The sequence below is a fragment of the Candidatus Cybelea sp. genome, assembly GCA_036489315.1.
Classification (GTDB): domain Bacteria; phylum Vulcanimicrobiota; class Vulcanimicrobiia; order Vulcanimicrobiales; family Vulcanimicrobiaceae; genus Cybelea.
Genome location: DASXFZ010000023.1, coordinates 19,262 through 41,387 on the forward strand (window position 1 = coordinate 19,262; position 22,126 = coordinate 41,387).

At 65.9% G+C, this 22,126-nt stretch carries 20 protein-coding genes, 1 tRNA gene and 1 riboswitch; of the genes, 16 read left to right on the plus strand and 5 right to left on the minus strand.

The window, feature by feature from the left end; translation table 11 throughout:
• The first annotated feature begins 18 nt into the window (after positions 1-18).
• Positions 19-1,098, plus strand: coding sequence for a cell division protein FtsZ (gene ftsZ, locus VGG51_06215; protein HEY1882619.1), 1,080 nt, complete (start codon positions 19-21; stop codon positions 1,096-1,098).
• A gap of 39 nt (positions 1,099-1,137) precedes the next feature.
• Positions 1,138-3,279: an FAD-dependent thymidylate synthase gene (locus VGG51_06220; GenBank protein HEY1882620.1), complete on the plus strand. Its 2,142-nt coding sequence runs from the start codon at positions 1,138-1,140 to the stop codon at positions 3,277-3,279.
• Here the strand turns inward: VGG51_06220 and VGG51_06225 are convergent.
• Positions 3,225-4,673 (minus strand): glycosyltransferase family 87 protein, encoded by a 1,449-nt coding sequence (locus tag VGG51_06225; GenBank protein ID HEY1882621.1) that lies wholly within the window; start codon positions 4,671-4,673, stop codon positions 3,225-3,227. The two genes, VGG51_06220 and VGG51_06225, sit on opposite strands and share 55 nt — an antisense overlap.
• Positions 4,670-6,064, minus strand: coding sequence for a hypothetical protein (locus VGG51_06230; GenBank protein HEY1882622.1), 1,395 nt, complete (start codon positions 6,062-6,064; stop codon positions 4,670-4,672). The genes VGG51_06225 and VGG51_06230 overlap by 4 nt, the downstream gene beginning before the upstream one ends.
• A gap of 183 nt (positions 6,065-6,247) precedes the next feature.
• Here VGG51_06230 and VGG51_06235 point away from each other — a divergent pair, with 183 nt between their 5' ends.
• The 5 genes from VGG51_06235 (at position 6,248) to priA (ending at position 12,127) form a co-directional block, all read left to right on the plus strand.
• Positions 6,248-6,940 carry a sigma-70 family RNA polymerase sigma factor gene (locus VGG51_06235; GenBank protein ID HEY1882623.1) on the plus strand — a complete coding sequence of 231 codons (693 nt, stop codon included), beginning with the start codon at positions 6,248-6,250 and terminating at the stop codon, positions 6,938-6,940.
• Positions 6,941-6,980: 40 nt separating this feature from the next.
• Positions 6,981-8,156, plus strand: a complete 1,176-nt coding sequence (gene aroC / locus VGG51_06240) for a chorismate synthase (protein HEY1882624.1) — start codon at positions 6,981-6,983, stop codon at positions 8,154-8,156.
• Positions 8,153-8,683: a shikimate kinase gene (locus tag VGG51_06245; GenBank protein ID HEY1882625.1), complete on the plus strand. Its 531-nt coding sequence runs from the start codon at positions 8,153-8,155 to the stop codon at positions 8,681-8,683. The genes aroC and VGG51_06245 overlap by 4 nt, the downstream gene beginning before the upstream one ends.
• Before the next feature lie 98 nt (positions 8,684-8,781).
• Positions 8,782-9,765, plus strand: coding sequence for a 3-dehydroquinate synthase family protein (locus VGG51_06250; GenBank protein HEY1882626.1), 984 nt, complete (start codon positions 8,782-8,784; stop codon positions 9,763-9,765).
• Entirely contained in the window at positions 9,752-12,127 is a 2,376-nt protein-coding gene (gene priA, locus VGG51_06255) for a primosomal protein N' (protein HEY1882627.1), read from the plus strand. Before VGG51_06250 ends, priA begins: the two co-directional genes overlap by 14 nt.
• Before the next feature lie 17 nt (positions 12,128-12,144).
• Here the strand turns inward: priA and rpsT are convergent, their stop codons facing one another.
• Together rpsT and rsgA are read right to left on the minus strand one after the other, a co-directional pair.
• On the minus strand, positions 12,145-12,435 hold the full coding sequence (gene rpsT, locus VGG51_06260) for a 30S ribosomal protein S20 (GenBank protein HEY1882628.1): 291 nt from the start codon (positions 12,433-12,435) through the stop codon (positions 12,145-12,147).
• 39 nt (positions 12,436-12,474) lie between these two features.
• Positions 12,475-13,278, minus strand: coding sequence for a ribosome small subunit-dependent GTPase A (gene rsgA, locus VGG51_06265; protein ID HEY1882629.1), 804 nt, complete (start codon positions 13,276-13,278; stop codon positions 12,475-12,477).
• 94 nt (positions 13,279-13,372) lie between these two features.
• On the opposite strand from rsgA, the gene VGG51_06270 reads away from it, so the two are divergent.
• From VGG51_06270 to VGG51_06310, 9 genes are all read left to right on the plus strand, one after another.
• A complete protein-coding gene (locus VGG51_06270; GenBank protein HEY1882630.1) occupies positions 13,373-13,903 on the plus strand; it encodes a hypothetical protein in 531 nt (176 codons plus the stop codon).
• Positions 13,900-14,796, plus strand: coding sequence for a diadenylate cyclase CdaA (gene cdaA, locus VGG51_06275; GenBank protein ID HEY1882631.1), 897 nt, complete (start codon positions 13,900-13,902; stop codon positions 14,794-14,796). Before VGG51_06270 ends, cdaA begins: the two co-directional genes overlap by 4 nt.
• A complete protein-coding gene (locus tag VGG51_06280) occupies positions 14,775-15,461 on the plus strand; it encodes a CdaR family protein (GenBank protein ID HEY1882632.1) in 687 nt (228 codons plus the stop codon). Before cdaA ends, VGG51_06280 begins: the two co-directional genes overlap by 22 nt.
• Complete coding sequence (gene glmM, locus VGG51_06285) at positions 15,458-16,813, plus strand: phosphoglucosamine mutase (GenBank protein ID HEY1882633.1); 1,356 nt, start codon at positions 15,458-15,460, stop codon at positions 16,811-16,813. The genes VGG51_06280 and glmM overlap by 4 nt, the downstream gene beginning before the upstream one ends.
• 118 nt (positions 16,814-16,931) lie before the next feature.
• A riboswitch (cyclic di-AMP (ydaO/yuaA leader) is annotated at positions 16,932-17,070 on the plus strand.
• Between the two features lie 133 nt (positions 17,071-17,203).
• Complete coding sequence (locus tag VGG51_06290; GenBank protein HEY1882634.1) at positions 17,204-17,680, plus strand: C40 family peptidase; 477 nt, start codon at positions 17,204-17,206, stop codon at positions 17,678-17,680.
• Positions 17,681-17,780: 100 nt separating this feature from the next.
• Positions 17,781-17,852: transfer RNA gene (locus VGG51_06295), tRNA-Gln, on the plus strand.
• A gap of 298 nt (positions 17,853-18,150) precedes the next feature.
• Positions 18,151-19,476 (plus strand): sialidase family protein, encoded by a 1,326-nt coding sequence (locus VGG51_06300; GenBank protein ID HEY1882635.1) that lies wholly within the window; start codon positions 18,151-18,153, stop codon positions 19,474-19,476.
• Entirely contained in the window at positions 19,473-20,405 is a 933-nt protein-coding gene (locus VGG51_06305; protein HEY1882636.1) for a DUF1835 domain-containing protein, read from the plus strand. The genes VGG51_06300 and VGG51_06305 overlap by 4 nt, the downstream gene beginning before the upstream one ends.
• A 58-nt stretch (positions 20,406-20,463) precedes the next feature.
• A complete protein-coding gene (locus VGG51_06310; protein HEY1882637.1) occupies positions 20,464-20,838 on the plus strand; it encodes an STAS domain-containing protein in 375 nt (124 codons plus the stop codon).
• Here VGG51_06310 and VGG51_06315 read toward each other — a convergent pair.
• Positions 20,835-22,121, minus strand: a complete 1,287-nt coding sequence (locus tag VGG51_06315) for a heterodisulfide reductase-related iron-sulfur binding cluster (protein ID HEY1882638.1) — start codon at positions 22,119-22,121, stop codon at positions 20,835-20,837. The genes VGG51_06310 and VGG51_06315 overlap by 4 nt on opposite strands.
• Positions 22,122-22,126 lie beyond the last annotated feature (5 nt).

Consider the following 22,126-nt stretch of genomic DNA (forward strand, 5'->3'; position numbering starts at 1 on the left):
ACGGAGGAACCGCAAGAGATGACCGACGTACGACGTTCCGTTCAAGAGCCGGTGCATGCAGCGACGATCAAGGTGATCGGAATCGGCGGCGGCGGTTGCAATGCCGTCAACCGCATGGTGGCGGCCGGCCTGGCCGGCGTCGACTTTTTTGCGGTGAACTCCGACGTGCAGGCGCTGCGCGGCGCGCTGACCGAGAACCGCGTTCACATCGGCGGAAGCCAGACGCGAGGCCTTGGTGCGGGAGCGAATCCCACGCTCGGGCGCGAGGCGGCGGAGACTTCGCGCGAAGACCTAGCGATGATCCTCGACGGTGCCGATCTCGTCTTTCTGACGGCCGGCATGGGCGGCGGCACCGGTACCGGCGCGGCGCCCGTGATCGCCGAGATCGCGCGCGAGTCCGGCGCGTTGACGATCGCCGTGGTTACGAAGCCCTTCGCTTTCGAAGGGAAGAAGCGCATGCAGGTCGCCGAGAACGGCATCGCCGAGCTGGAGAGCAAGGTCGACACGCTGATCACGATTCCTAACGAGCGCATCCTGCAAATCATCGAGAAGAAGACGCCGCTGAACGAGGCGTTTTCGTTCGCCGACGACGTCTTGCGCCAGGGCATTGCCGGGATCAGCGACCTGATCACGCAGCCCGGTTTGATCAATCTCGATTTCGCCGATGTGAAGGCGATCATGAGCGACGCCGGCTCCGCGATGATGGGCATCGGCGAAGGCAGCGGCGAGCATCGTGCCGCCGACGCCGCCCAAAAAGCGATTGCATCGCCGTTGCTCGAGACGACCGTCGAGGGCGCGCAGGGCGTCATCTTCAACATCACGGGCGGTCCCGACATGGCGATGTACGAGGTCAACGAGGCCGCGGAAATGATCAGCCGCGCCGTCGACCCCGACGCCGCGATCATCTTCGGTGCATCGGTCGATCCGGCGATGACTGGGCGCGTTCGCGTCACCGTACTGGCCGCGGGATTCGGCGCTCGGCGCGGCTACCGCGGCGCCCAGAGCGGCTACGCCTTCGAGCCGAATAAACTGGAGGCGGTCTCGCCGGTAACGATGGACGACATCGACGTCCCGGCGTTCCTGCGCTATCGCGGCTAGACTTTCGGCAGGGTCCTAGTGGCCTATAGTGCGCGCGTTTTGCTGGACTCCGTCAGCCCGGTCGGCGTCCGGCTGACGACGCTCGAGGTAACGTTCCCGCGCTTCGTTCTCGCCGAGTTTAATACGCACCGTAGCTTTTGCCTCGACGCGGAGACGAAGCTCTACTTCGACTTACCTTCGAAGCGGAAGGGCAAGACGCGGCGGTTCGCGATGACGATCGCGGAGCTTTTTGAGAAGTGGCACCACGGTGCCACGCCGCGAGCAAATCGTGGAAAAGTAAAAAGCGCCTCGAAAATCGATCCGGATCGCGCCTATACGGCCGAAGAGTTAGCGCACCTCGCTGGATACGCCGGCTACTCGGGGATCGATCTGCTGACCCGCCGCGTGGGAATACCGCGAATCCTCCGCCACGGAGAGCGATATCGCGTACGCGGGGCCGACTTCATCGCCTGGCATAAGGCCGCTGGCCTCAATCGTCAACCGCTGCGGTGGCGCGTTGCCGCGATGAAGCTGCGTTCCTGCAACGAGGAGAGTGGTGAGATCTATCATACGTCGATTCGCGACGTCGTATTCTCCGGCCACAAGCCGGTCTTCCGAGTTACACTGACAAACGGCCAGAAGATCCTTTCGACCATGGACCACCAATTTCTGACCCGCTCGGGCTGGCAGCGCTTGGAAGATGCCGTCGGGCTGCGGTTGAGTCCAGGCAACGTAGCGAGTTGGAAAAATACTCCTGAGTTTGCAGTGAATGGGATTGCCGCATACAGGGATGCGCAATGGCTGGCCGGCCTTCGCGACGCAGGATTGTCGGCGGTGCAGATCGCGGCATACGCGGGCGTTACGCTGGATCAGATCAAGTACCAGTTTCGCAAGCATGGGTTACGGAGCACGAATCCAGAGGCAGTATGGCATCTGTCGCACGTCGAGGAGCCCTGGAATAAGGGCCGGCGTTACTCGAACCTTACGACGCGTGGCCGTCCCAGCAAGGCGCGCGTCCGGAGAGGGTCCGAGTCCCATCTTTGGCGTGGGGGCATCACACCACAGCGCAAGTTGATTGGTGCGTGGACGGTCCAGCACGCCTTCTCTACGCACCGTGCCAATGGCTTCAAATGCGTTTTGTGCTCTTCTACCCGAGAGCTGCACGCGCATTACGTCGATCCTGTAGCGCATAATGCAGAGCGCGCAGTCGACCCCACGAACCTGACGAGCCTCTGCAAGGCGTGCCACCGAGACTTGCATCGCCGGAACCTCGAGCTGTTATTGCTGGATCACGTTCAGAAAGGTGAATCGTTCGCATCGTTTTGGGACACCGTGGGCGGCCTTTCTCTACGAAAGCCCTGGGCTGCGCGGCCAAAATGGGCGATGGTCAGGCACTTCGTTGCGCTGGCTTGCGTTGAATACGTCGGCGTGCGCGCCACGTACGACCTCGAAGTCGAAGGGCCGTATCACAACTTCATTGCAGACGGATTTGTCGTTCATAATTCACGAAATTCGGCGAGTTCTCGTGCCGTGCCGACGGCAAAATTGATCGAACGCGTTGAGAGCGAGCCGGCCGTCCCGCTCGAATGGGGACGCAACAAAGCCGGGATGTCCGCCAGTGAGGTGCTCCGGGGCGACGAAGCAGAGCAGGCGCGGCGCGTTTGGCTTTCGGCTCGAGATGCCGCGGTAGTACATGCCCGCGCACTGCTCGACTTGCACGTGCACAAGCAGGAGCTGAATCGGCTGCTCGAGCCGTTCTTGTGGCACACGGTGATCGTTACGGCCACGGAATGGGAAAACTTCTTCGAACTACGTTGTGCGCCCAACGCTCAGCCGGAGATCCGTGCGGCGGCGCTGGCGATGCGCGCGGCGATCGCAGCCAGCACGCCGACGCTGCTCGAATATGAGGCTTGGCACACGCCCTTGCTTCAACACGACGAGTACGAGCTCGATATTGAAACGCGATTGCGGATCTCCGCCGCTCGATGTGCGCGCGTCTCGTATCTTACGCACGAAGGCAGGCGTGAGATCGAAAAGGACCTTGACCTCTACGAGCGACTCAAGGTAGACCGGCACTTGAGTCCGTTCGAGCACGTCGCGACGCCCGCGCCCGATGACGCCTTCTATGCAAACTTTCGCGGCTGGGTTCAGATGCGCCGGGAGATCGAAGCAGAGGTCCCCTCTCCGGCTGGACCCGGCTGACTGGCGGCGGCGGCCGCGACGATCGCCGCGATCAACGCGGCCCACACCGGAACCTTGATGGCGAACCAGGCAACGTCCGGCGTGCTGCGTTGGGCGGTGTACGCTTGCCACGCGCGCTGGACAAGATCTCCAGGCGCAATAACGGGCAGCGAAGAGCCCGACGGTACGGGCAGCTGCGGCGGGTGCAGTTCGAAGCCATAGAGTACCGCTCCAATCGCAACGAAGATGGGAACGGCAATCCGCATCTCGACGCGCATGCGCCAAAGCGTCAGCGCACAGACGAAGAGGCTTGCCGCAAAGAGCTGCTTCGTCCCCCAGGCCGCGAGCCAGGGAACGGCGACGACGCAAAGCGCGGCGATCGAGATCGTGCGCGGCCAGCCGCGCGTTTTCATCGACAGAATCGCGAGCGCGGGGAGTGCAAAGCAGAGCTCTTCTTGGTGTACGAACGAACCCCCGGCGACCGCGCAGAGCGCCGGCAAAAAGACCAAGAGCTCGCGCCGCTTCAAACGGCTTGCGGTCGCCGATCCGAGCCAAAGGCCGGCTCCGAGCAGCACGAGATACGAGAGCGTCCCCGCGATGCGGGCGACGTCATCGGATGCGCCGAGCCGCGCCGCTGCGTACGTGAAGCTGTACTGAAAGGGAAAGTGCGTTTCCGAGGCTGCGTGCGCGGGGATGACCCGCGTTAGATACGTAATGGTGCCGTGCGGGCCGGAGGCGGCCACGGCAACGCAGGCAAGAAGCACGAGTGCTCCCAGCAGCGTCGAGCGTGCTTTCGGCACGAAGGCCAGGGCCGCGACGGCCACCGGCAAACCCAGCGTCGGTTCGATCGCGGTGAGCGCCGCAAAGAGCCCGCCCCACGCGTCGCGCCCGCGCGCCAACGAAAGACCGCACGCAACGAGCGCGAGCAGCGCAAACGGCACGATCTGACCGGTGCGCAGCGATGCGTACAGCGTCGAAAGCAGCAGCACTGCCGCCGCGACGCTCCAGGGAATCCCGAGCGCGGCAAGCCCGAACGCCGCAGCCGCCACCGCCGCAACGATCGCGATGCCCTGCACGAAGCGCGCGCCAGAGAATGGCAGCCGCGCCAGCAGCATGTAGGGCGGAAAATCAAAGGCAGGCTGAGGGGCTGGAATCGCCAGTGCCGGGTTGGCCGCGAAGAGCCGTCCGCGGAAGGAAGAGCCTGCGTTGACGCGGTGCTCGCAGGTCCGCAACGGTTCGTACACATACGGATCGCCTCCGCGATCGAGCACCCAGCCGGCACAATAAAAGTCCGGGAAGTCGTCCATCGTGCGCCACGGCAGTCCTTCGCCGAGCCGCGCAAAATCGCGCAGCGCTAAGAGCCCAAGCACGAGCACGAGCAATGCGGGAAGGAGCGTGCGCGCGGAAGGCTTCACGTTTGCGAAGGAGGCGCGAGCGCCGCGTTCCATGCGACGCCCACGAGCGCGAGGAGCGCCGCCCACGTGGGGATTTTGATAAGGAACCATTCCGGCGCGGAGCTGCCGATCGCGCCGACGTACGCCGCCCACGCGGTTTGCGCGAAGTCGGTGGGTGAAAACGTTGCGGCGGCGGCTGTGCTCGGAAATGCGGGGGGCGGATTGAGTTCGAAACCATAAACGACGAGTGCGACCGCGACGAACGCGAGTGCGGCGGAAAGCGGAGCGGTCTTCAACCGGAGCAGCAGCGCCGCGACGACGAAGAGCGTTGCGAGGAGCAGCTTCTTGCCGATCCATACCGCAATCCAGGGAACGGCGAGCAGCGTGACGGCAAGCGACGCGACGAGCCTCGCCCCTCCGCGCACGGCTACCGCCAAAACCAAGGCGGCCGGTATGGCGATCGCAACGTCGATCATATGCACGTACGTTCCGCCGACGATGCCGCAGGCGGCGGGTAGATAGGCGATGAGTTCGCGGCGCTTGAGCGATTTGGCAACCCGGGCGCCGAGCCAGACTCCGGCTGCGAGCATCGCGACGTAGGAGATTTGACCCACGATGAGCGCCGGCGCTGCCGGTGTGCCCGCGCGCGACAGGAGATAGGTCAGGCTGTATTGGTAGACGTAGCTCGTCTCCGCCGCGGCTTGTGCGGGCAGCACCCCGAGAACGTACTCGCGGATGCCGGTGAGGCCCACCGAAAAAACACCGATTGCAAGCATGAGCAGCCCCGCGATCGCCGCGCCCGCGCGAGCGCGCGGCGCTAAGAGCAGCACTGCGACGAAAACGGGCAGTCCCAAGTGCGGTTCGATCAGCATGAGCGCCGCAAGCACTCCGGCGAGCGTATCGCGCCCCCGCGCAAGCGCGACACCACAGAAGACGAGCGCCGCGAGGGCGAACGGAACGATTTGGCCTGCGTCGAGCAGCAGATAGCCGGCGGGAAAGAACAAGGCCAAAGCCGCGACGTCGACCGGGATGCCGAGCGCGGCCAAACCCGCGATCGACGCCACGACGGCAAGCACGATCGCGATCGCGGCCAGCGTGCGGGCGCGTTCGAAGCTCAGTCGGCTCAGCGCCGCAAGAGCCGGAAAATCATAGGGCGGAAGCGGCGCCGGAACGACGCGACGTGGGTCTGCGCGATAGGCAGGCGTGCGGTTAACGGCGTGTTCGCAGCCGTGAAGCGGCTCGTAGCGATAGGGGTTCGCGTGCTGGTCGACGGCGCTCCCGGCGCAGTAGAAATCGGCAAAGTCGTAGAGCCGGTTCCAGGGCAGGGAGTCGCCGAGCCGCCCCATGTCGCGGAGCGCCGCGAAGCCGAGCAAGGCGAGCGCAGCGATCGCGACGATCTTCCGCGCCGTCATCGATGGCGCACGCGTTCGACGGAACATCACTAGTGCCCGCTGATGCCGGTGATGAGGACATATATGCGCGTGTCGTTGAGAGCGTATTGCGCTTTGTCTTTACGTACGCTATAACGATTGGCAACGGTTGCAGCCCCTGGGCGGCAGCCGCAGGGTGTGCTTCTCCAACGGGGCTTGATGGGTGTGGCTCTGTCTTTTTCCAGTGCGCGACAGCCGAGCGATCGCGAGCGGCTCGTCGCGGAGTATTGGTATCTTTGCCGTCGCGGCGCGCATCGGTTTATGCGGCGCGGGCTCGATCGCGCCGCTCTCGAACAGATCGCGGCGATCGGCCTCATCAAGGCGGCCGATCGTTACGACTGCGCGCAGGCAGCCCCGTTCGAGGCGTATGCGTGGCTTCTCGTGCTCGGCGAACTGATGCACTACGTACGCGACAGCGAGCGCTTCGTGCGCGCTCCCCGCAGCACGCGGGATCTCGAACGGCGCTGGAGCGCCGCAGAACGGGAGCTATGGCCCTGCTTAGGGCGCGAGCCGACCGAGAACGACGTTGCCGCGCGGATCGGTGCGGACGCCGAGCAGGTTCGCGAGGTCCGCGCGTATCGCGCGAGCGGTCAAGTGATCTCCTTCGAGGCGATCGGCGGCTCCGAGCGACGCATCGCGCGCAGCGACATCGACGAGGTCGTGGACCGGCTTACCGTCGAGCGGATACTCGCGGCCCTTTCTCCGCTGCAGCGCCAGATCGTCCGCGCGATTCATCTCGACGGAGTAAGCGTCGTCGAGCTGGCACGTCGCTTGGGCTATTCGCGCCGGCACGTGACGCGGCTGCACCGCAGTGCGCTAGAACGCTTGAAGAGCTCGTGCCCGGCGAGCGAGGGGTGACGTGAAGTAGGGGCGCCCAGAGGCGCCGAAGGGGCGCGGGATGTTCTCGTATCTGACGGCCGGCGAGTCGCACGGGCCGGCGCTCGTGGGAATTCTCGACGGAATTCCGGCGCATCTGCGCCTCGACGCCGGCGCGATCAACGAGACGCTTGCGCGCCGTCAAGGCGGTTACGGCCGTGGTGCTCGCATGCAGATCGAACGCGACGAGGTCGAGTTTCTGGCCGGGGTCCGCGGCGGGGTGACGCTCGGATCGCCGATTGCCGTCATCGTGGGTAATCGCGATTATCTGACGCCAAAGGTTCGCGCGCTGATGGATCCGTTGACCGGCGGCGGCGATCCGCTGAGCAATCCGCGGCCGGGTCACGCAGATTACGCGGGGGCCCTAAAATATCGCCAGCACGACCTGCGCAACGTGCTGGAGCGCGCCAGCGCGCGCGAAACGGCGATGCGGGTCTGCCTCGGAGCGATCTGCGCGCAGTTTCTCGAGGCGCTCGGCATCGTGACGCGCAGTTGCGTGGCGCGCATCGGCAGCGTCGCAGCCGGCGATCTCGACGAGTGGAAGCAGGCCGACGTCGAGAGCAGCGACGTTCGCTGTCCCGACCCGGAAGGTGCGGCCGCGATGATCGCGGCGATCGACGCCGCAAAAGCCGCGGGCGACACCCTTGGCGGGCAGTTTCTGGTGCGGGTCGACGGGTTGCCGGTCGGAATCGGCAGCAACCGTCAGCCGAAGCAGCGGCTCGACGGGATTCTCGCGGGCGCCGTGATGGGAATGCAGACCGTTCGCGCGGTCGAGATCGGGCTCGGCGCCGAGGCCTCCTCTACTCCGGGCTCGCGCGCTCACGACGAGTTTGCGCTCGATGGTGAAAGCGTCGTGCGGCGCAGCAACAGAGCCGGCGGCATCGAAGGCGGAATGAGCAACGGCGAGCCGATCCTGCTGCGCATATCTGTGAAGCCGATTCCTACGCTGATGAAGGCGCTGCCCTCGGTGAACTTGCATCAGAAGACCGACGCGCCCGCGACGATCGTCCGCAGCGACGTCTGCGTCGTACCCGCGGCCGCGATCGTCGGCGAGGCGATGGTGCGGCTCGCGCTGATGAGGCCCGTACTGGAAAAGTACGGCGGCGATTCGCTCGAGGAAACGCTCGATAACCTTTCCCGCAGCACCTCCGCAGCCGCCGCGCTGTTTTCGCGAGAGCACGCTGCGGATGCGCCGTGAAGCGCCACGTAGCGCTGGTCGGCTTCATGGCGGCAGGCAAGTCGACGATCGGGCGGCGGCTCGCGCGAGAGCTCGGCTGCCCGTTCTACGACACCGACGTCCTGATCGCGCGCGCGCACGGCACCGTCGCAACGATCTTTGCCGATGAGGGCGAGGCGGCGTTTCGCCGTTACGAACGCGAAGCGATCGCCCAGGCTCTTTCCAGCGGTGAAGGCGGCGTCGTTGCGCTCGGGGGCGGAGCACTGACGGTCCCCGAGAACCGCGCGCTGCTGGCAGAACGCGCACACCGCGTCTTTTTGAAGGCCTCCCCCGAGCAGATCTTGGCGCGCGTGCAACGGAACCGCAAGCGCCGGCCGCTCTTGGGCACACGTCCGACGATCGATCGAATCCGCGAGCTCTACGAGGCCCGTCTGCCCGACTATGCCGCCGCCGACCACGTCGTTGAGGCGCGGCGGATGAGCGACCGCGAAGTGCTCGACGATATTTTGTTATGGCTACGCGAAAAAAAGATAGCGCTCCAGCCCTAGGGGGGGCGGCCTCGCGCAACGACGATCTCGGCTATCCGATTTTCGTTTCGACGGAGCCCAGCTTGGAGCAGATGGCCTTTCTGAGCAGGAGCGGCCCGGTGAACCTCGTTCTGTGCGATGCACAACGCGCCGTTTACGCGCTCGCAGACGAGCTGGCCGCGACGCTGGGGCACGCGCCGGTTGCCGCGTTTGTGCTGGGAGAGGCGCGCAAGCGATTGACGACGGTCGAACGCGTGCTCGATACGATGCTCGCGGCGGGAGTCGAACGCGGTTCGCTCGTACTTGGCGTCGGCGGCGGCGTCGCGAGCGATTTGTTCGGCTTTTCCTGCGCGACATACATGCGGGGCGTTCGCTACGCACACGTCGCGACTTCGCTCGTCGCGATGGTCGACGCAGCAATCGGCGGAAAGACGGGCGTCGACCTGCGCGGCGGCAAGAATCTCGCCGGCGCCTTTGCCGATCCGGTGGGCGTTTTCTGCAACGTCGGCGCGCTGCAAACGCTTCCCGAGGCGGCACTGCGCGAGGGTCTGGCAGAGATCGTGAAGGCCGCAATCATCGAAGGCGGCGAGCTGTTCGAGCTCTTGGAAGAGCTCTCGCCTCACCCGCTCCGCAGCTGGCCGTGGCTGGAGGTCATCGCGGCGGCGATCAAGGTGAAGACGATGGCTGTCGCCGACGATCGTCTCGAGGCGGGATCTCGCGCGACGCTCAACCTCGGCCACACGTTTGCACACGCGATCGAGCGGGCTTCAAAGTATCGGGTCTCGCACGGAGCGGCGGTTGCGCTGGGCCTGCGGGCGGCGGGCTTGCTGGCGCTGCGCACCGGCCGGTTCAGCCAAGCCGAGCACTTGCGCGTGCTGACGCTGCTGGCGCTGGGCGGCCTGCCGTTGCAGACGTCGCTTGCGCCCGAAGCCATCGCGGCCGCGATGCACAGCGACAAGAAACGGCGCGCCGGCAGCGCCCGATTCGTTCTGCCGCGAGCGATCGGCGACGTTGAGTACGGCGTTGTCTGCAACGATCGTACGGTGCGTGCCGTTCTGTCCGCGCTCGCACGGCCGCCCGAGAGAATCCGTGCGCGGCGTTGATGTCCTGCCGGCCATTCGCTCCTCGCGATACGATCTGCCTTTAACCTACGATCCCGGCGATTGCGCACTGGGGATCGGCGACGTCGTACGCATGCCGCTGGGCAATCGCGACGCGATCGGTTTTGTCGTATCGCCGGTCTACGAACTCGAGCAGCCTCGCGCGCTGCGGCCGATCCGGGAGCGGGTCGACTGCGGTCGCGCATTCGACGAGACGGGGCTCGCGCTGGCCAGGTTCGTGGCCGAACAGTACCTCTGCACGCTCGGCGAGGCGCTCGGCGCGGTCGTTTTGGGCGGGGCGGTGCCGCGAATTCGCGACGTGCTCGCACGCACGGAAGATGCCCCCCGCGCGCCCAGATCGGTCCCGGTTCGCCTTATCCGCTTGATCTGGGAAGAGTTCGCCGAGAGCTTCACGCTGGAGCAGCTGTTGCGCCATCCCGAAGCGCGGCGGGTCGCGGACCGCCGCACGCTGCTCGCACACGTACGTACGCTCACCCGCCAAGGCAGCCTGCGGCGCATCCGGCGCGTTGCAGACGCCCGCCTGCGCGAGCGCCGCGTTCGTGTCTTAGAGCCCGGCGACGTGGCAATTCGAGGCCCCAAGGCCGAAGCGCTCGTGACCTTCGTCCGGGAAAATCCCGGCATCGAGCGGGCCGACGCCGTCCTCGCCGGTTTCTCCAACGCGGTGGTCGCGCGGGCGGTAGGCGCCGGTGCGCTGCGCGAACTGCTCGTTCGCGCGGACGGTCTCTCGTCGCTGCAGCCGACCCGCGACCCGCACGCGGCGACGCCGGAGCAGCGCAAGGCGATCGCCGAAATCGGCGCCGCGTTGGAACGCGGCCGCTTCGAGACGGCCCTGCTGCACGGCGTGACGGGGAGCGGCAAAACATTCGTCTACATCGAGTCGATCCAACGCGTCGTGCAAATGGGCGGGCGCGCGATTGTCCTGGTTCCCGAGATCTCGCTGACGCCCCAAGCCGCCGCGCGATTCCGGGCGGCGTTCGGCAGCCGAGTCGCGGTCGTTCACTCGGCGCTCTCCGAGCGCGAACGTTTCGACGCGTGGGAAGCCTGTGCGCGTGGTGAGGTCGACGTGCTCGTCGGCGCGCGCAGCGCGGTCTTTGCGCCATTACGCGACGTCCGCTTGATCGTCGTGGACGAAGCGCACGACCCATCGTATAAGCAAGAGAACGTACCGCGTTATCATGCCGTCGCCGTCGCGCGCGAGCGGATGCGCTTGGAAAACGGACTGCTGCTGCTCGGGAGTGCGACGCCGTCACTCGAGAGCTACGCCGCCGCGCGATCTGGCAGGATCGCGCTTTTGACGCTGCCGAGTCGAGCGACGGCGCTGCCGCTGCCCGAAGTCAACGTCGTCGATCTGCGCGCGGAGTTCGAGGCGGGAAACCGCGCGATCTTCAGCAGCGCCCTCGTCCAGGCGCTCGGCGAGCGGTTGGAGCGTAGGGAGAAGAGCATCCTCTTCGTCAATCGGCGCGGCAGCGCGGGCTCGCTGCTCTGCCGCACGTGCGGAGCGGCGATCCATTGTCCGCGCTGCAGCATCGCGCTCTCGGTGCATCGCAACGAACGGCTGCTGCGCTGCCACTACTGCGATTTTCAAATGCCGATTCCGTCCCGCTGCCCAAACTGCGGGGCGGAGAGTCTGCTGGATCTCGGCATTGGCACGGAGCGCGTCGCACGCGAAGTGAGCCGTCTTTTTCCACATGCTCGTGTGCTGCGGATGGACTCCGATACGACGACGCGCATCGGCGATCACGCGCGAATCCTCGCGGCGTTCGAAGCGGAGGGCGACGTATTGGTCGGCACGCAGATGGTCGCCAAGGGTCTGGATTATCCCACGGTGACGCTCGCTGCCGTGGTGGCTGCCGACCTTGGGCTCAACGTTGCGGATTTTCGCGCGGCGGAGCGCAGCTTCGCGCTGATCGCGCAGGTCTGCGGGCGCAGCGGCCGGGCGCGCCGGGGCGGGGCGTTGGTGCAGACGTACGCGCCGGATCATCCCGCGATTCGCTTTGCCGCGGCGCACGACTACGAAGGGTTTGCTGCCGCGGAGCTGGCGGAGCGGACGCAGCTCGATTTTCCGCCGGCGAGCCGGCTCGTGTACCTCGGCGTGATCGGGCGCGACCGCGCCCGCGTGCAGAGCACCGCAGAACGGTACGCGCGCATGCTGCGCGACGCCGGCCTCGCCGAGGTCTTAGGGCCGGCGCCCTACCCGATCGCGCGCGTCAACGAGGAGTGGAGATATCGCATCGCGCTCAAGGCGCGGCGCGTCAAACCGCTGCGGGCGTTCATTCGAGCGGAGCTCTTGCCGCTCGCGCGAGCGGACGTAAAGACTCGCCTCGCGATAAACGTCGATCCCTGACGGCTCGGCGCGCCCGTCTACTTCTTGGCTTTGCCGCCGCGGGTCTTCGTGGTCTTCGCGGGAGCGGCCGCCGCGCGCTTGCGCGCTTTTGCGAGGCGCGACTTCTTCCGGGCCGCCTTGTTCGGATGGACGATTCCCTTGCTGGCCGCTTTATCGTACGCGCTCTCGGCGAGCTGCGCCGCGGCGTTTTCGTCTGTATCGACGGCTCGCTTGAAAAGCGTCCGCAAACGGTTTTTCGTGCTCTTGTTACGCGTCTCGCGCTTCTCGGATTGCTTGGCCCACTTTTGCGCGGCCTTGATGTTCGGCAAGAATGCTCCTTATGCTCTATGGGGAAACGACGGCGTGTATCATATCAGGGTCGCGCGACGGGTGTCCAGGGCGGCGAGCAAGATCCTGCGATAACTGTCGTAGCGGCTTTGGGCGATTCGGCCCTCCGTCGTTGCTCGCTTGACGGCGCAGTCGGGCTCGTTGAGATGCGTGCAATCGGTGAAGCGGCAGTCCGGCGCGAGCGGGCGGATTTCCCGAAAGCCGTAGGCCAGCGTCGGAGCGTCGATCTCCCCGAGACCGAACTCGTTGATCCCGGGGCTGTCGATCAAAAAGCCGCCCTCGAGGCGGTAAAGGCGCGCCGTCGTCGTGGTCTGCCGTCCCAGGCCGTGCCGGGAGACCTCTCCGACCGTCCCTTCCCCGCCTAAGGCGCGGAAGATCGTCGATTTGCCGACCCCCGAGTTCCCGACCAGCATCGCATGACGGCCGCGCAGCAGGTCGCGCAGCTCGTCTATCCGCTCGCCGAGCTTGGGGTTGATGCAGAGGCCGGGGTAGCGCAGCGCGCTATAGATATCGAGCAGGTCTCCGCTGCGCTGCGGTTCGGCGAGGTCGGGCTTCGTGAAGACGATGGCTGCTTCGATCTCTTCGAGCTCGGCAAAGGCAAGCAGCTGATCGAGGGTGACCGGGCGAGGCGGCGGATCGGCAAGCGCCGTGACGGCCACGAGCAGGTCGACGTTTGCCGCCATCGTTTTCGCTCGGCCGGCGGCGCTGCGCCGTTCCAGCGTTGCGGTTCGCGGTTCGATGCGCTCGACGAGGGCCTGCCCGTCCTCGAGGATGCGCGCTTGCACCACGTCTCCGGGCACCGGCATATAGCGGCGTCCGCTCATGCGGCGAAGTTGCGCGATGCGCGGCTGCGTTTCGCCGTCGATCGATATCCATGCGGAGTTCTTTCCGGTCGAGACGACGAACGCTTGATGTAACGTGATCTACTTCACCCTGAGCGTGGCAGGGCGTCCGGACGATTCACGACGCGAAGCGATCGATGCCGCCATGCGGGCCCGCGGCGGGCGCGCAACCTGGCGGGTGAGTCCTATTGCCGATCGTTCGTACGCGCTGCTCGAGACCGAGGCTCCCTTCGATCTAACGCACATCGCCGCGGCCCCAGGCGAGAGCATATACGACGCAGCGGTCATTGCGTTGGCAGTTTTCCCTACGGTGCCGGAAGCCTTGCCGCACTTGCTCGATGCGCTCGGCGGCGAGGGACGGCCGGCGGGCGTGCTCGCCGTGCGGCCTTGTAACGGCGGCCTGATCGTCGAGTGGGACCCTGGGGTCTCCGACGTGCGCGTTGTCTCCGGCGTGATCGACGTCGAGCTGCGCCGCTTTGCCAGCGGAAGAAGAAGCGAGTTGCTATCACCCCTCCCGCCGCCGGTGCTTGCGACGATCACGGGCGACGCTCTGCAGACTCCCGAGCTCTCCGCAGAGCGCGTGCTGGAGTTGCTGATCGACCGGTGACACCCAGCGCGCTCTGGCAAAGCGTCGGTATCTCCGACGTCATCGACATCATCGCGACCAGCGTCTTGGTCTACTACGTCTTGCTGCTGATTCGCGGAACGCGCGCCGTGCAGATTTTGATCGGCATTTTGGTGCTCGTTGGACTGCTCGGCCTTGCGACGCTCTTTCATCTCACCCTGCTCGGTACGATTCTGCGCCTCTTGCTCGTCGGCGCGGCGGTCACGATTCCGATCGTCTTCCAACCGGAATTGCGTCGCGCGCTGGAGCAGATCGGACGCGGCGGTCTCTTCCGGCTGCAGAGCGGCGACGACGCCGAGCTCGGACCGGGGCGCCCGGAAGACCGCGCGATGCTCACGCTGGCGAGAACCGCATTCTTCCTTAGTCAGAACCGCCGCGGCGCGCTGGTCGTCATCGAACAGCAGAGCGGATTGAAAGAGATCTGCGAGAGCGGTACGCCGCTGCACGCCGACATCTCGGAGGAGCTGCTGCTCACGATCTTCACGCCCGCCTCACCGCTTCACGACGGCGCGGTCGTCGTTCGCGAGGGAGAGATCGAGGCCGCCGGATGTTTGCTGCCGCTCGCGGAACGGCCGCTGACCGGCGTGCGCATGGGCACGCGCCATCGCGCGGCCGTCGGTTTGAGCGAGCAGACCGACGCCGTCGTGCTGGTCGTCTCCGAACAGACGGGAGCGATTCGCATCGCGCGAGCCGGCCGGCTTTCGCGTCCGGTCGACGACGAGCAGCGGCTGGTCAAGATGCTGCTGGCGGTGACGCGGCCGCCGCGTCACGAACGCCGCCGTCCCAACGATCTCATCGCGCATCTGCGTTCCCGCTTGCGAACGCAGCGTGACGGGTCGAAACCACGCGTTTCGTGGACCGATCTCTTGCCTTAATGGAGCTGATTCGGAAGAACTTCGCCCTCAAGCTGCTCGCCGTCGCCCTAGCCATCGTCGGCTGGGCCTACTTTCGATTCGCCTCGAATCCGATCTTTGACGATGGCCAGAGCGAGCAGCAGCTCTCGATTCCGATTTCGACGGCCAACCTCACTCTGGGCTACGTCGCGCACTTCGCCGACCGCGAGGCCGTCGTTACGGTGGCGGGTAAACGAGGAGAACCGGCGGTCAAGCCCGATGAGATCAAGGCAGTGATCGATCTTTCCAATAAAGGCGCGGGCGTTTATAACGTCCCGGTGCAGCTCGTTGCCCCAGACCTCGCGGTGCAGAGCCTCAGCCCCGCTTCGGTAACGCTGACGATCGAACGGGTCGAGGAGCGCAGTTTTCCGGTCGTGCTGCACTACATGGGCCAGCCGCAGCCGAGCGTCGTCGTGAACCAGCCGCAGATCCGCCCGAACGTGGCCACGGTGCGCGCCCCGACCTCGCTGCTGGCGCAGATCGCGTCGGTCAACGCCAACGTCGCGCTTCCCGAGGGCCCAAAGGCCGTCGACGAGATGGTTCGGCCCGTCGCCGTCAACGCGAGCGGAATGGAGCTGACGGGGCTTTCCATATCGCCGAATCTGGTCCGCGTACAGATGCGCTTCGTTGCGGGCGCTGCAAAGTGAGCCGGCTTTTCGGCACGGACGGCGTTCGCGGCGTGGCAAACTTGGAGCTTACACCCGAGCTTGCGTTTCGCATCGGACGCGCCGGAGCCGTCGTGCTGCACGATGGCCCGGACGCGCAGCGCCCCATCGTCGTCGGACGCGACACGCGAGTCTCCGGCAGCATGCTCGAAGCGGCGATCGTCGCGGGCATTACCTCGGCTGGGCGTAACGCGCTGCTCCTGGGCATCGTGCCTACGCCGGCCGTGGCGAGCGTTGCCCGGCGTACCGGGGCCGCCGCGGGCGTCATGATCAGCGCGTCCCACAATCCGGTCGCCGATAACGGTATCAAGTTCTTTAGCGGCGACGGCTTCAAGCTGCCCGACGAGCTCGAACTGGAGATCGAACGCGCCGTCGGCGCCGACGATTTACCTCGCCCGACGGGGACGGAGGTCGGCGTCGTTCGGTCGGCGTTCAATCTCGGCCGTCACTACTACGCGGAGTTGTACGAAGGCGTCCCGAGCCTCGTGGGCCTCGAAGTGATCGTCGACGCGGGGTTTGGAGCGGCCTATGCGGTCGCACCGTACGTGATGCGTAAACTCGGCGCCCGCGTCATCGAGCTGAACTGCGAAGCGGATGGGTCGCGAATTAACGTTGCCTGCGGAACGACCGACCTGCGGCAGCTGCGCGAAGCGGTGCGTTCGCGAATCGCCGAAGGTGCCCGGCGCGTCGTCGGCGTCGCCTTCGACGGCGACGCGGATCGCGCGCTGTTCGTCGACGAGACCGGGCAAAGCATCAGCGGCGATCACGTGATGTACGCGATGGCACGCGACATGCACGAACGCGGCGAGCTGGCGAAGGATACGGTCGTCGCGACGGTCATGAGCAACATCGGATTCGAGCGCGCGCTCGCGCGCCACGAAATCGCGTTGGTTCGTACGGCGGTCGGCGACCGCTACGTTTTGGAAGCGATGCGCGAGGGCGGTTACGCGTTGGGCGGCGAGCAATCCGGACACGTGCTGGATTTTCGTTACAATAACACCGGCGACGGTCCGCGAACCGCGATGACGCTGCTCGGGATCGTTGCCGCGCGGCAGACTCCGCTGTGCGAACTCGTCAACGAAGTTCAGATCGCCCCGCAGATACTCGTCAACGTCACCAGTCGCGATCGCGGCGTACTGCAGCTGGATTCGGTGCAGTACGAGATCGCGCAAGCGCAGGCGGCGCTCGGCAGCACGGGGCGGTTGCTGATCCGCCCGTCGGGCACCGAGCCGTTGATTCGGGTGATGGCCGAAGGCGAGAATTTGGAGTTCATTGAGGAGATCGCGGGCCGCGTCGCAGCGCGAATCAAGCTAGAGGTTAATCGCCTACCCTAGGCGTTAACGCCCGAATTCGGAAACGGGAAGTATCGCGGAAGGGCGTGGCGATATCGCGCCGAACGCGCCGGTCATCAAAGGTTTCCCCGAGCCCAAACAGCTTGGGAAACGTTGATGCCTATCTAGGTCACTGAGTCGGGACCGAAGTCCCGAGCGGGGGATATCCCGGTAGGGGTGAGTGGGCCGGTCGGCCCTAGGGCGAATCTTTCCCGCCCGAACCCGTCAACTAACCCCGCAAGTGTCGTGAAAGAGGAGCGATTCTTGCGTCAAACGCTAGCCATTGGGGCATGTGCCCTATTCGTTACCAGTTTTAGTTCTGTCGCAGCGGCGCACACGTCCGCTGCCCCCAAAGCCGAATACGCCGCCTCCGCCGGCTCCGACGCGCAAGCGTTGAGCCCCGATGTCGCGGAGTGGACCTCCCGCCTCGTGATCTCCGCCCCAACGCCGCATCGCGCCGGGATCGGTCGCTTTGCCGGCGGGATTTTGGCGCGGACCTCACGGATCGCGGTGGGGCTGACGACCAGCGCCCTGCGGTTTCTTGGCGTCCCCTACGTTTTCGGCGGGACCAGCACGTCGGGATTCGACTGTTCGGGATTCGTGCAGCACGTCTTCGGCTTGATGGGCATCTCGCTGCCGCGTACCGCTGACGCCCAGTACGACGTCGGGCGACCGACCTTGGGCGGGCCCCGGGCGGGCGATTTGGTCTTTTTCGACACCTACGGCGGCGTCTCGCACGTCGGGATCTACCTCGGGCATGGGAAGTTCGTCCACGCCAGCTCGAGCCACGGGGTCATGGTGAGCAAACTCTCCGATTCTTATTGGGCAGCGCGTTACGTCGGCGCGAAACGGCTGATCGCGACCCGCTAGCCCGTTCTTCGCACAAAGAGGTTCTGCAGCCCGATTAGCGATAATCGGGCTTGCCGTTTTCCCGGCCTTCTGGGAAGCTAAGTTACCGAGGCCTGCGCGATGGGGTGTAGCCAAGCGGTAAGGCAGCGGACTTTGACTCCGCCATGCGTTGGTTCGAATCCAGCCACCCCAGCATTGCCCGGCGGAGTCGAAGTCCGCTGCCTTACCGCAGCGCAGGCGCGCAGCGCCGCAGCGGAATCTCAAAGAGCCGGGACCCGAAGCGCGAAGCGCTTTGGGAAAGGGCAGCGGGCTTTGACTCCGCCATGCGTTGGTTCGAATCCAGCCACCCCAGCATTGCCTCGTCCGAGTCGAGGGTGGCGCAAGCCGCGCAGCGCCGCAGCGGAATCTCAAAGAACTGGGGCGCGAAGCGCGAAACGCTTTGGGAAGTGTCAGTGGACGTTAACTGCCTCATTGAGTTGGTTCGATAGGCCATGATCCGGCGTGCCGGTGAACTGGCCGAAGCTGCCGCGCGAATCGCCTGTGTTCTGGCGCTGATCCTCTGCGTATCGGCGTGCGACTTGCAGCCGGGAACCGGCCGATCGGCGATTCCGGCATCGCGTGCTGCCGCCCGCGCAGCGGCGGGGTTTACGAGCGAACGTCTCTGGGGAGCGCCCGGCGAGACACGCTGGGAACCGGTCGTCGCCGCCGACGCTCATGCGCCATGGGTCTATCAGCTGAGCACCGGCCAGCGTCCGGATTATCTCCTCTTCCGCGCCTCGAGCGATGGCGGCAGAACGTGGGCTCCGCAGCGGCACTTGTGCCGCCGCGGCGTTCGCGTTCCGTTTCAATACGATCCCCAGATTGCCGTCACCGCGGGCGGCACGATCGACGTCGTGTGTCTCGACGGATTTCGGCCTGGGGCCGTGTTCGCGCGTTCGCGCGATCATGGCGCCACTTGGAGCAAGGCAATACGACTCGGCGGCACCTTGAAGTATAGCGACAAGCCGACGCTGGCGATCTCGCCGGACGGAAGGGACGTTTACGTCGCCTACAACTCCTATTATCGCCTGTACGTCTCGGTGTCGCACGATCACGGCGTCACGTGGGCGGCGCCCGTGCGTGCGACGGTGCACCGCCGCTGGTACTACTCGCTCTCCGGTGCCGTCGGACGCGACGGCGCCGTCTGGTTCGCGGTCGACGGGGAGACCGGCCGAGACGAAACCGGCGACGGCCACGTGAGTCTCGTGAGGTCTACCGACGCCGGCCTGACCTGGACTGAAATCCCGTTTGTCGTCAGTCATGAAGGCGCAAAATGCAATCGGCGCAACTGCTATCCCGATTTCTACACCGCGCAGGATGCCGTTGCAGCGGACGGCCGCGGAAATCTCGTCTTCGTCTTCGCCAAGAATAACCGTTCGCAAGGGCCCAACGCGCTGTACGTCAGCCGGTCGAACGACGATGGCGCGACGTGGAGCGGCGCGGCGCTCATCTCGAATGCGGGCAACGCCATGAGCCCCGCGATCGCCGCGGCGCCCGACGGCAGCTTCCGGCTCGTGTGGCAGGACGATCGCAACGGAGACTCGTCCTGGAACACGTGGTATTCGCACAGCGGCGACGCCGGCAGGACGTGGAGCAGGGCGGTGCGGCTCTCCGACCGCGAATCGGGCGCCGGCTACAAGCACGCGGGCGGATATAATTTCCCGTTCGGCGATTACTTGGGGCTCGCGGTCGACGGCGACGGCGTGAACCACGTCGTATGGGGTGAGGGTTCGGCGATCTACGTGCCGGGCGGCACATGGTGGGCGCGCGGGCAGTGACCCAGACCGCGGCAACGCTTCACATAACCAACGGTGACGGCGCGCTGTATCTCCTGAAGAAAGCCGGCGTTCTTGGAACGCATGTCGCATGGCACGACCCCCTCAATGTCGGCCCGGTTCCGGCCGGCTTATCGCTGGAAGAGACGACGGCGTTGCGAACTCGCTACTTGGCGGCGCGCGGCTACGACAACCCGATAAAACTGATCCACGAGTTCGAGCGGCGCGACGCGCTGCTTCGGCGAGCCGGGGAGTTCGAAGAGGTCGTCTTGTGGTTCGAACACGACCTCTTCGATCAGCTGCAGCTGCTGCAGATTCTCACCGCGCTCGACGAGCTGCGCCTTCATCCCGGTCAGGTCGCCGTCGTGCAAACCGATCACTACTTATCCGGTGTAACCGTCGACGAGATGCTCGCGCTCCTGCCGAAGCGGCGGACGGCGACCGAAGCGATTTTTCGTTCGGCCCGGCGAAGCTGGGAACGCTTCATCTCTCCGACGCCCGATGGGCTTCTTGCCGCTGCCGGAGAGGATGCAATCGGATTGCCCTATTTACGCGCCGCGCTGCGGCGCATGTGCGAGGAGTATCCCGCGACGCGGGACGGCCTCTCGCGCTCGCAGCGCCAGGCGCTCTATGCGATCGCGCAGGGACCCGCGGCAAACGACGAACTCTTTGCGCGCTCGCAAGCGCGCGAAGAAGCGACGTTTATGAGCAAGCGCGCGTTCGCAATGATGCTCGACGACCTGCGCGCCGGAGAAGGCGCCCTGTACGAGGGGGAAGGCCCAACGGTTGCGCTGACGGCCTTGGGCTGCCGTGTGCTCGCCGGCGATGCAGATTGGCTCGAAGAGCACCCGGTCGATCGCTGGATCGGCGGCGTGCACCTCCTTCCCGGCAGCGCCAACCGCTGGGACGACGACGCGGCGTCCTTCGTGTGAGGATCGCGTTGGAGCGCAAGGCCAAGCGCACGCCGGGCCCGAACCCCCGACCGCGAATATGACCAACGACGAGCTCAGCATCGATCTCAAACGCGAAGACGGCGGCGAAACCGTCGTTCTCAATGTGCGTGGAAGCATGGACATCGCGACGTCTCCGACCGTACGGGCGGCAATATCGGAGGCAATCGAGGGCGGCGCCAACGATCTCATCGTCGATCTGAGCCGGCTCGACTTTCTCGACTCGACGGGTCTCGGTGTGCTGATCGGCGCGCACCGCCGAACCGCCGAAAACAATGCTTCGCTGCGTCTGGTCGTCCGCGAGGGACCGATCTCGCGCCTGCTCAACATCACCGGCTTGATCGCGGTCTTCGCGGTCTACCATTCGCTCGACGACGCCCGCCGCGACCGCGGCCGTCTGGGGGCGCCCGTCTAGCGGGGAGCGTACGCCTCGTCGAGCAGTTCGACGAGATGGCGCACGACCGCGCGGTTCTTGGCGCCGAGGCCTGCCGTAATTTGCAGCGCGCACCCCGGGTTGGCAGTAACCACGATGGACGCGCCGCTGCGTTCGATCGCTTCGACCTTCCGGCGCTGCAGACGCCCGGCCATATCCGGCTGATCGACGTTGTAGAGCCCGGCGCTCCCGCAGCAGACGGCGCTCTCCTCGAGCTCGACGACCCGCAGGCCTGGAATACGGGCTAACAGGCGGCGCGGCGCTTTCGCGATGCGCTGCGCGTGGACTAAGTGGCATGGTTCCTGATAAGTCGCGGTCGCGTCGATCGCGTGCGCGGGCGTCCCCAGGTCCATGGCATCGAGCACCTCGCTGACGTCGCGCACGCGCTGCGAGAAGCGGCGAGCGCGCGCGGCCCAGTGCCCGTCGCCCGCTAGCAGCTCGGCATACTCTTTGAGCGTGCTCCCGCAGCCGGCGGCGTTGACGACGTAGACGTCGGCCCCGCTTCGCTCGAAACTTTCGATATTGCGCCGCGCGAAGTCGCGTGCAAAATCGGGGTCGCCGTCGTGCGTGGCAAGCGCGCCGCAGCAGGTTTGGCTGCGCGGCACGACGACCGAAAGTCCCGCGCGCCGCAGCATACGTACCGTCGCTTCGTGCACGCGGCCGAACGCGACCGGCATGATACACCCGGTGTGAAGAAAGGCGAGCCCCGCTGCATTGGGTGTCTCGAACCGCTGATCGGCGGCGACGAAGAAAGCCCCCGGAATTTGCGGGGCGAGCTGCGCGGCGCGGCGCAGGCCGAAGAGGCCGGCGAGCGACGTCAGATGGGCCTGCTGCGCGAACCGCACGAGGCGCGCCGCCGCCTGCATCAGCCGCGGGTTGCCGACGAGCGCCCGCAGCGCCAGATCGCGCAGCCGCCGGCGCCTCCTGGGCGACGGCTGCGCCTCTTGGGAAGCCCTGCGAATCTGCGCGCGCGCGGACTCGACGAGCTGCCCGTAGCGAACCCCGGAGGGACAGACGGCCTCGCACGCGCGGCAATCCAAGCATTGGGACATCTGCTCGACGAAGCCCGGGCTGAGCAGGTCGAGCCGCGCTTGCGCAACGTCCTTGATCAGACTAATTCTGCCGCGCGGGCCCGACGTTTCTGTCATAGTCTCCAGGTAGGTCGGGCAGGACGAAAGGCAAAGGCCGCAGCGAATGCACGAGTCGTAAATCGATGCCTGCGGCTGGTCGGAGCCGCTAAAGCTCCGGAGCGGGTGCTCGGTCATGCCGG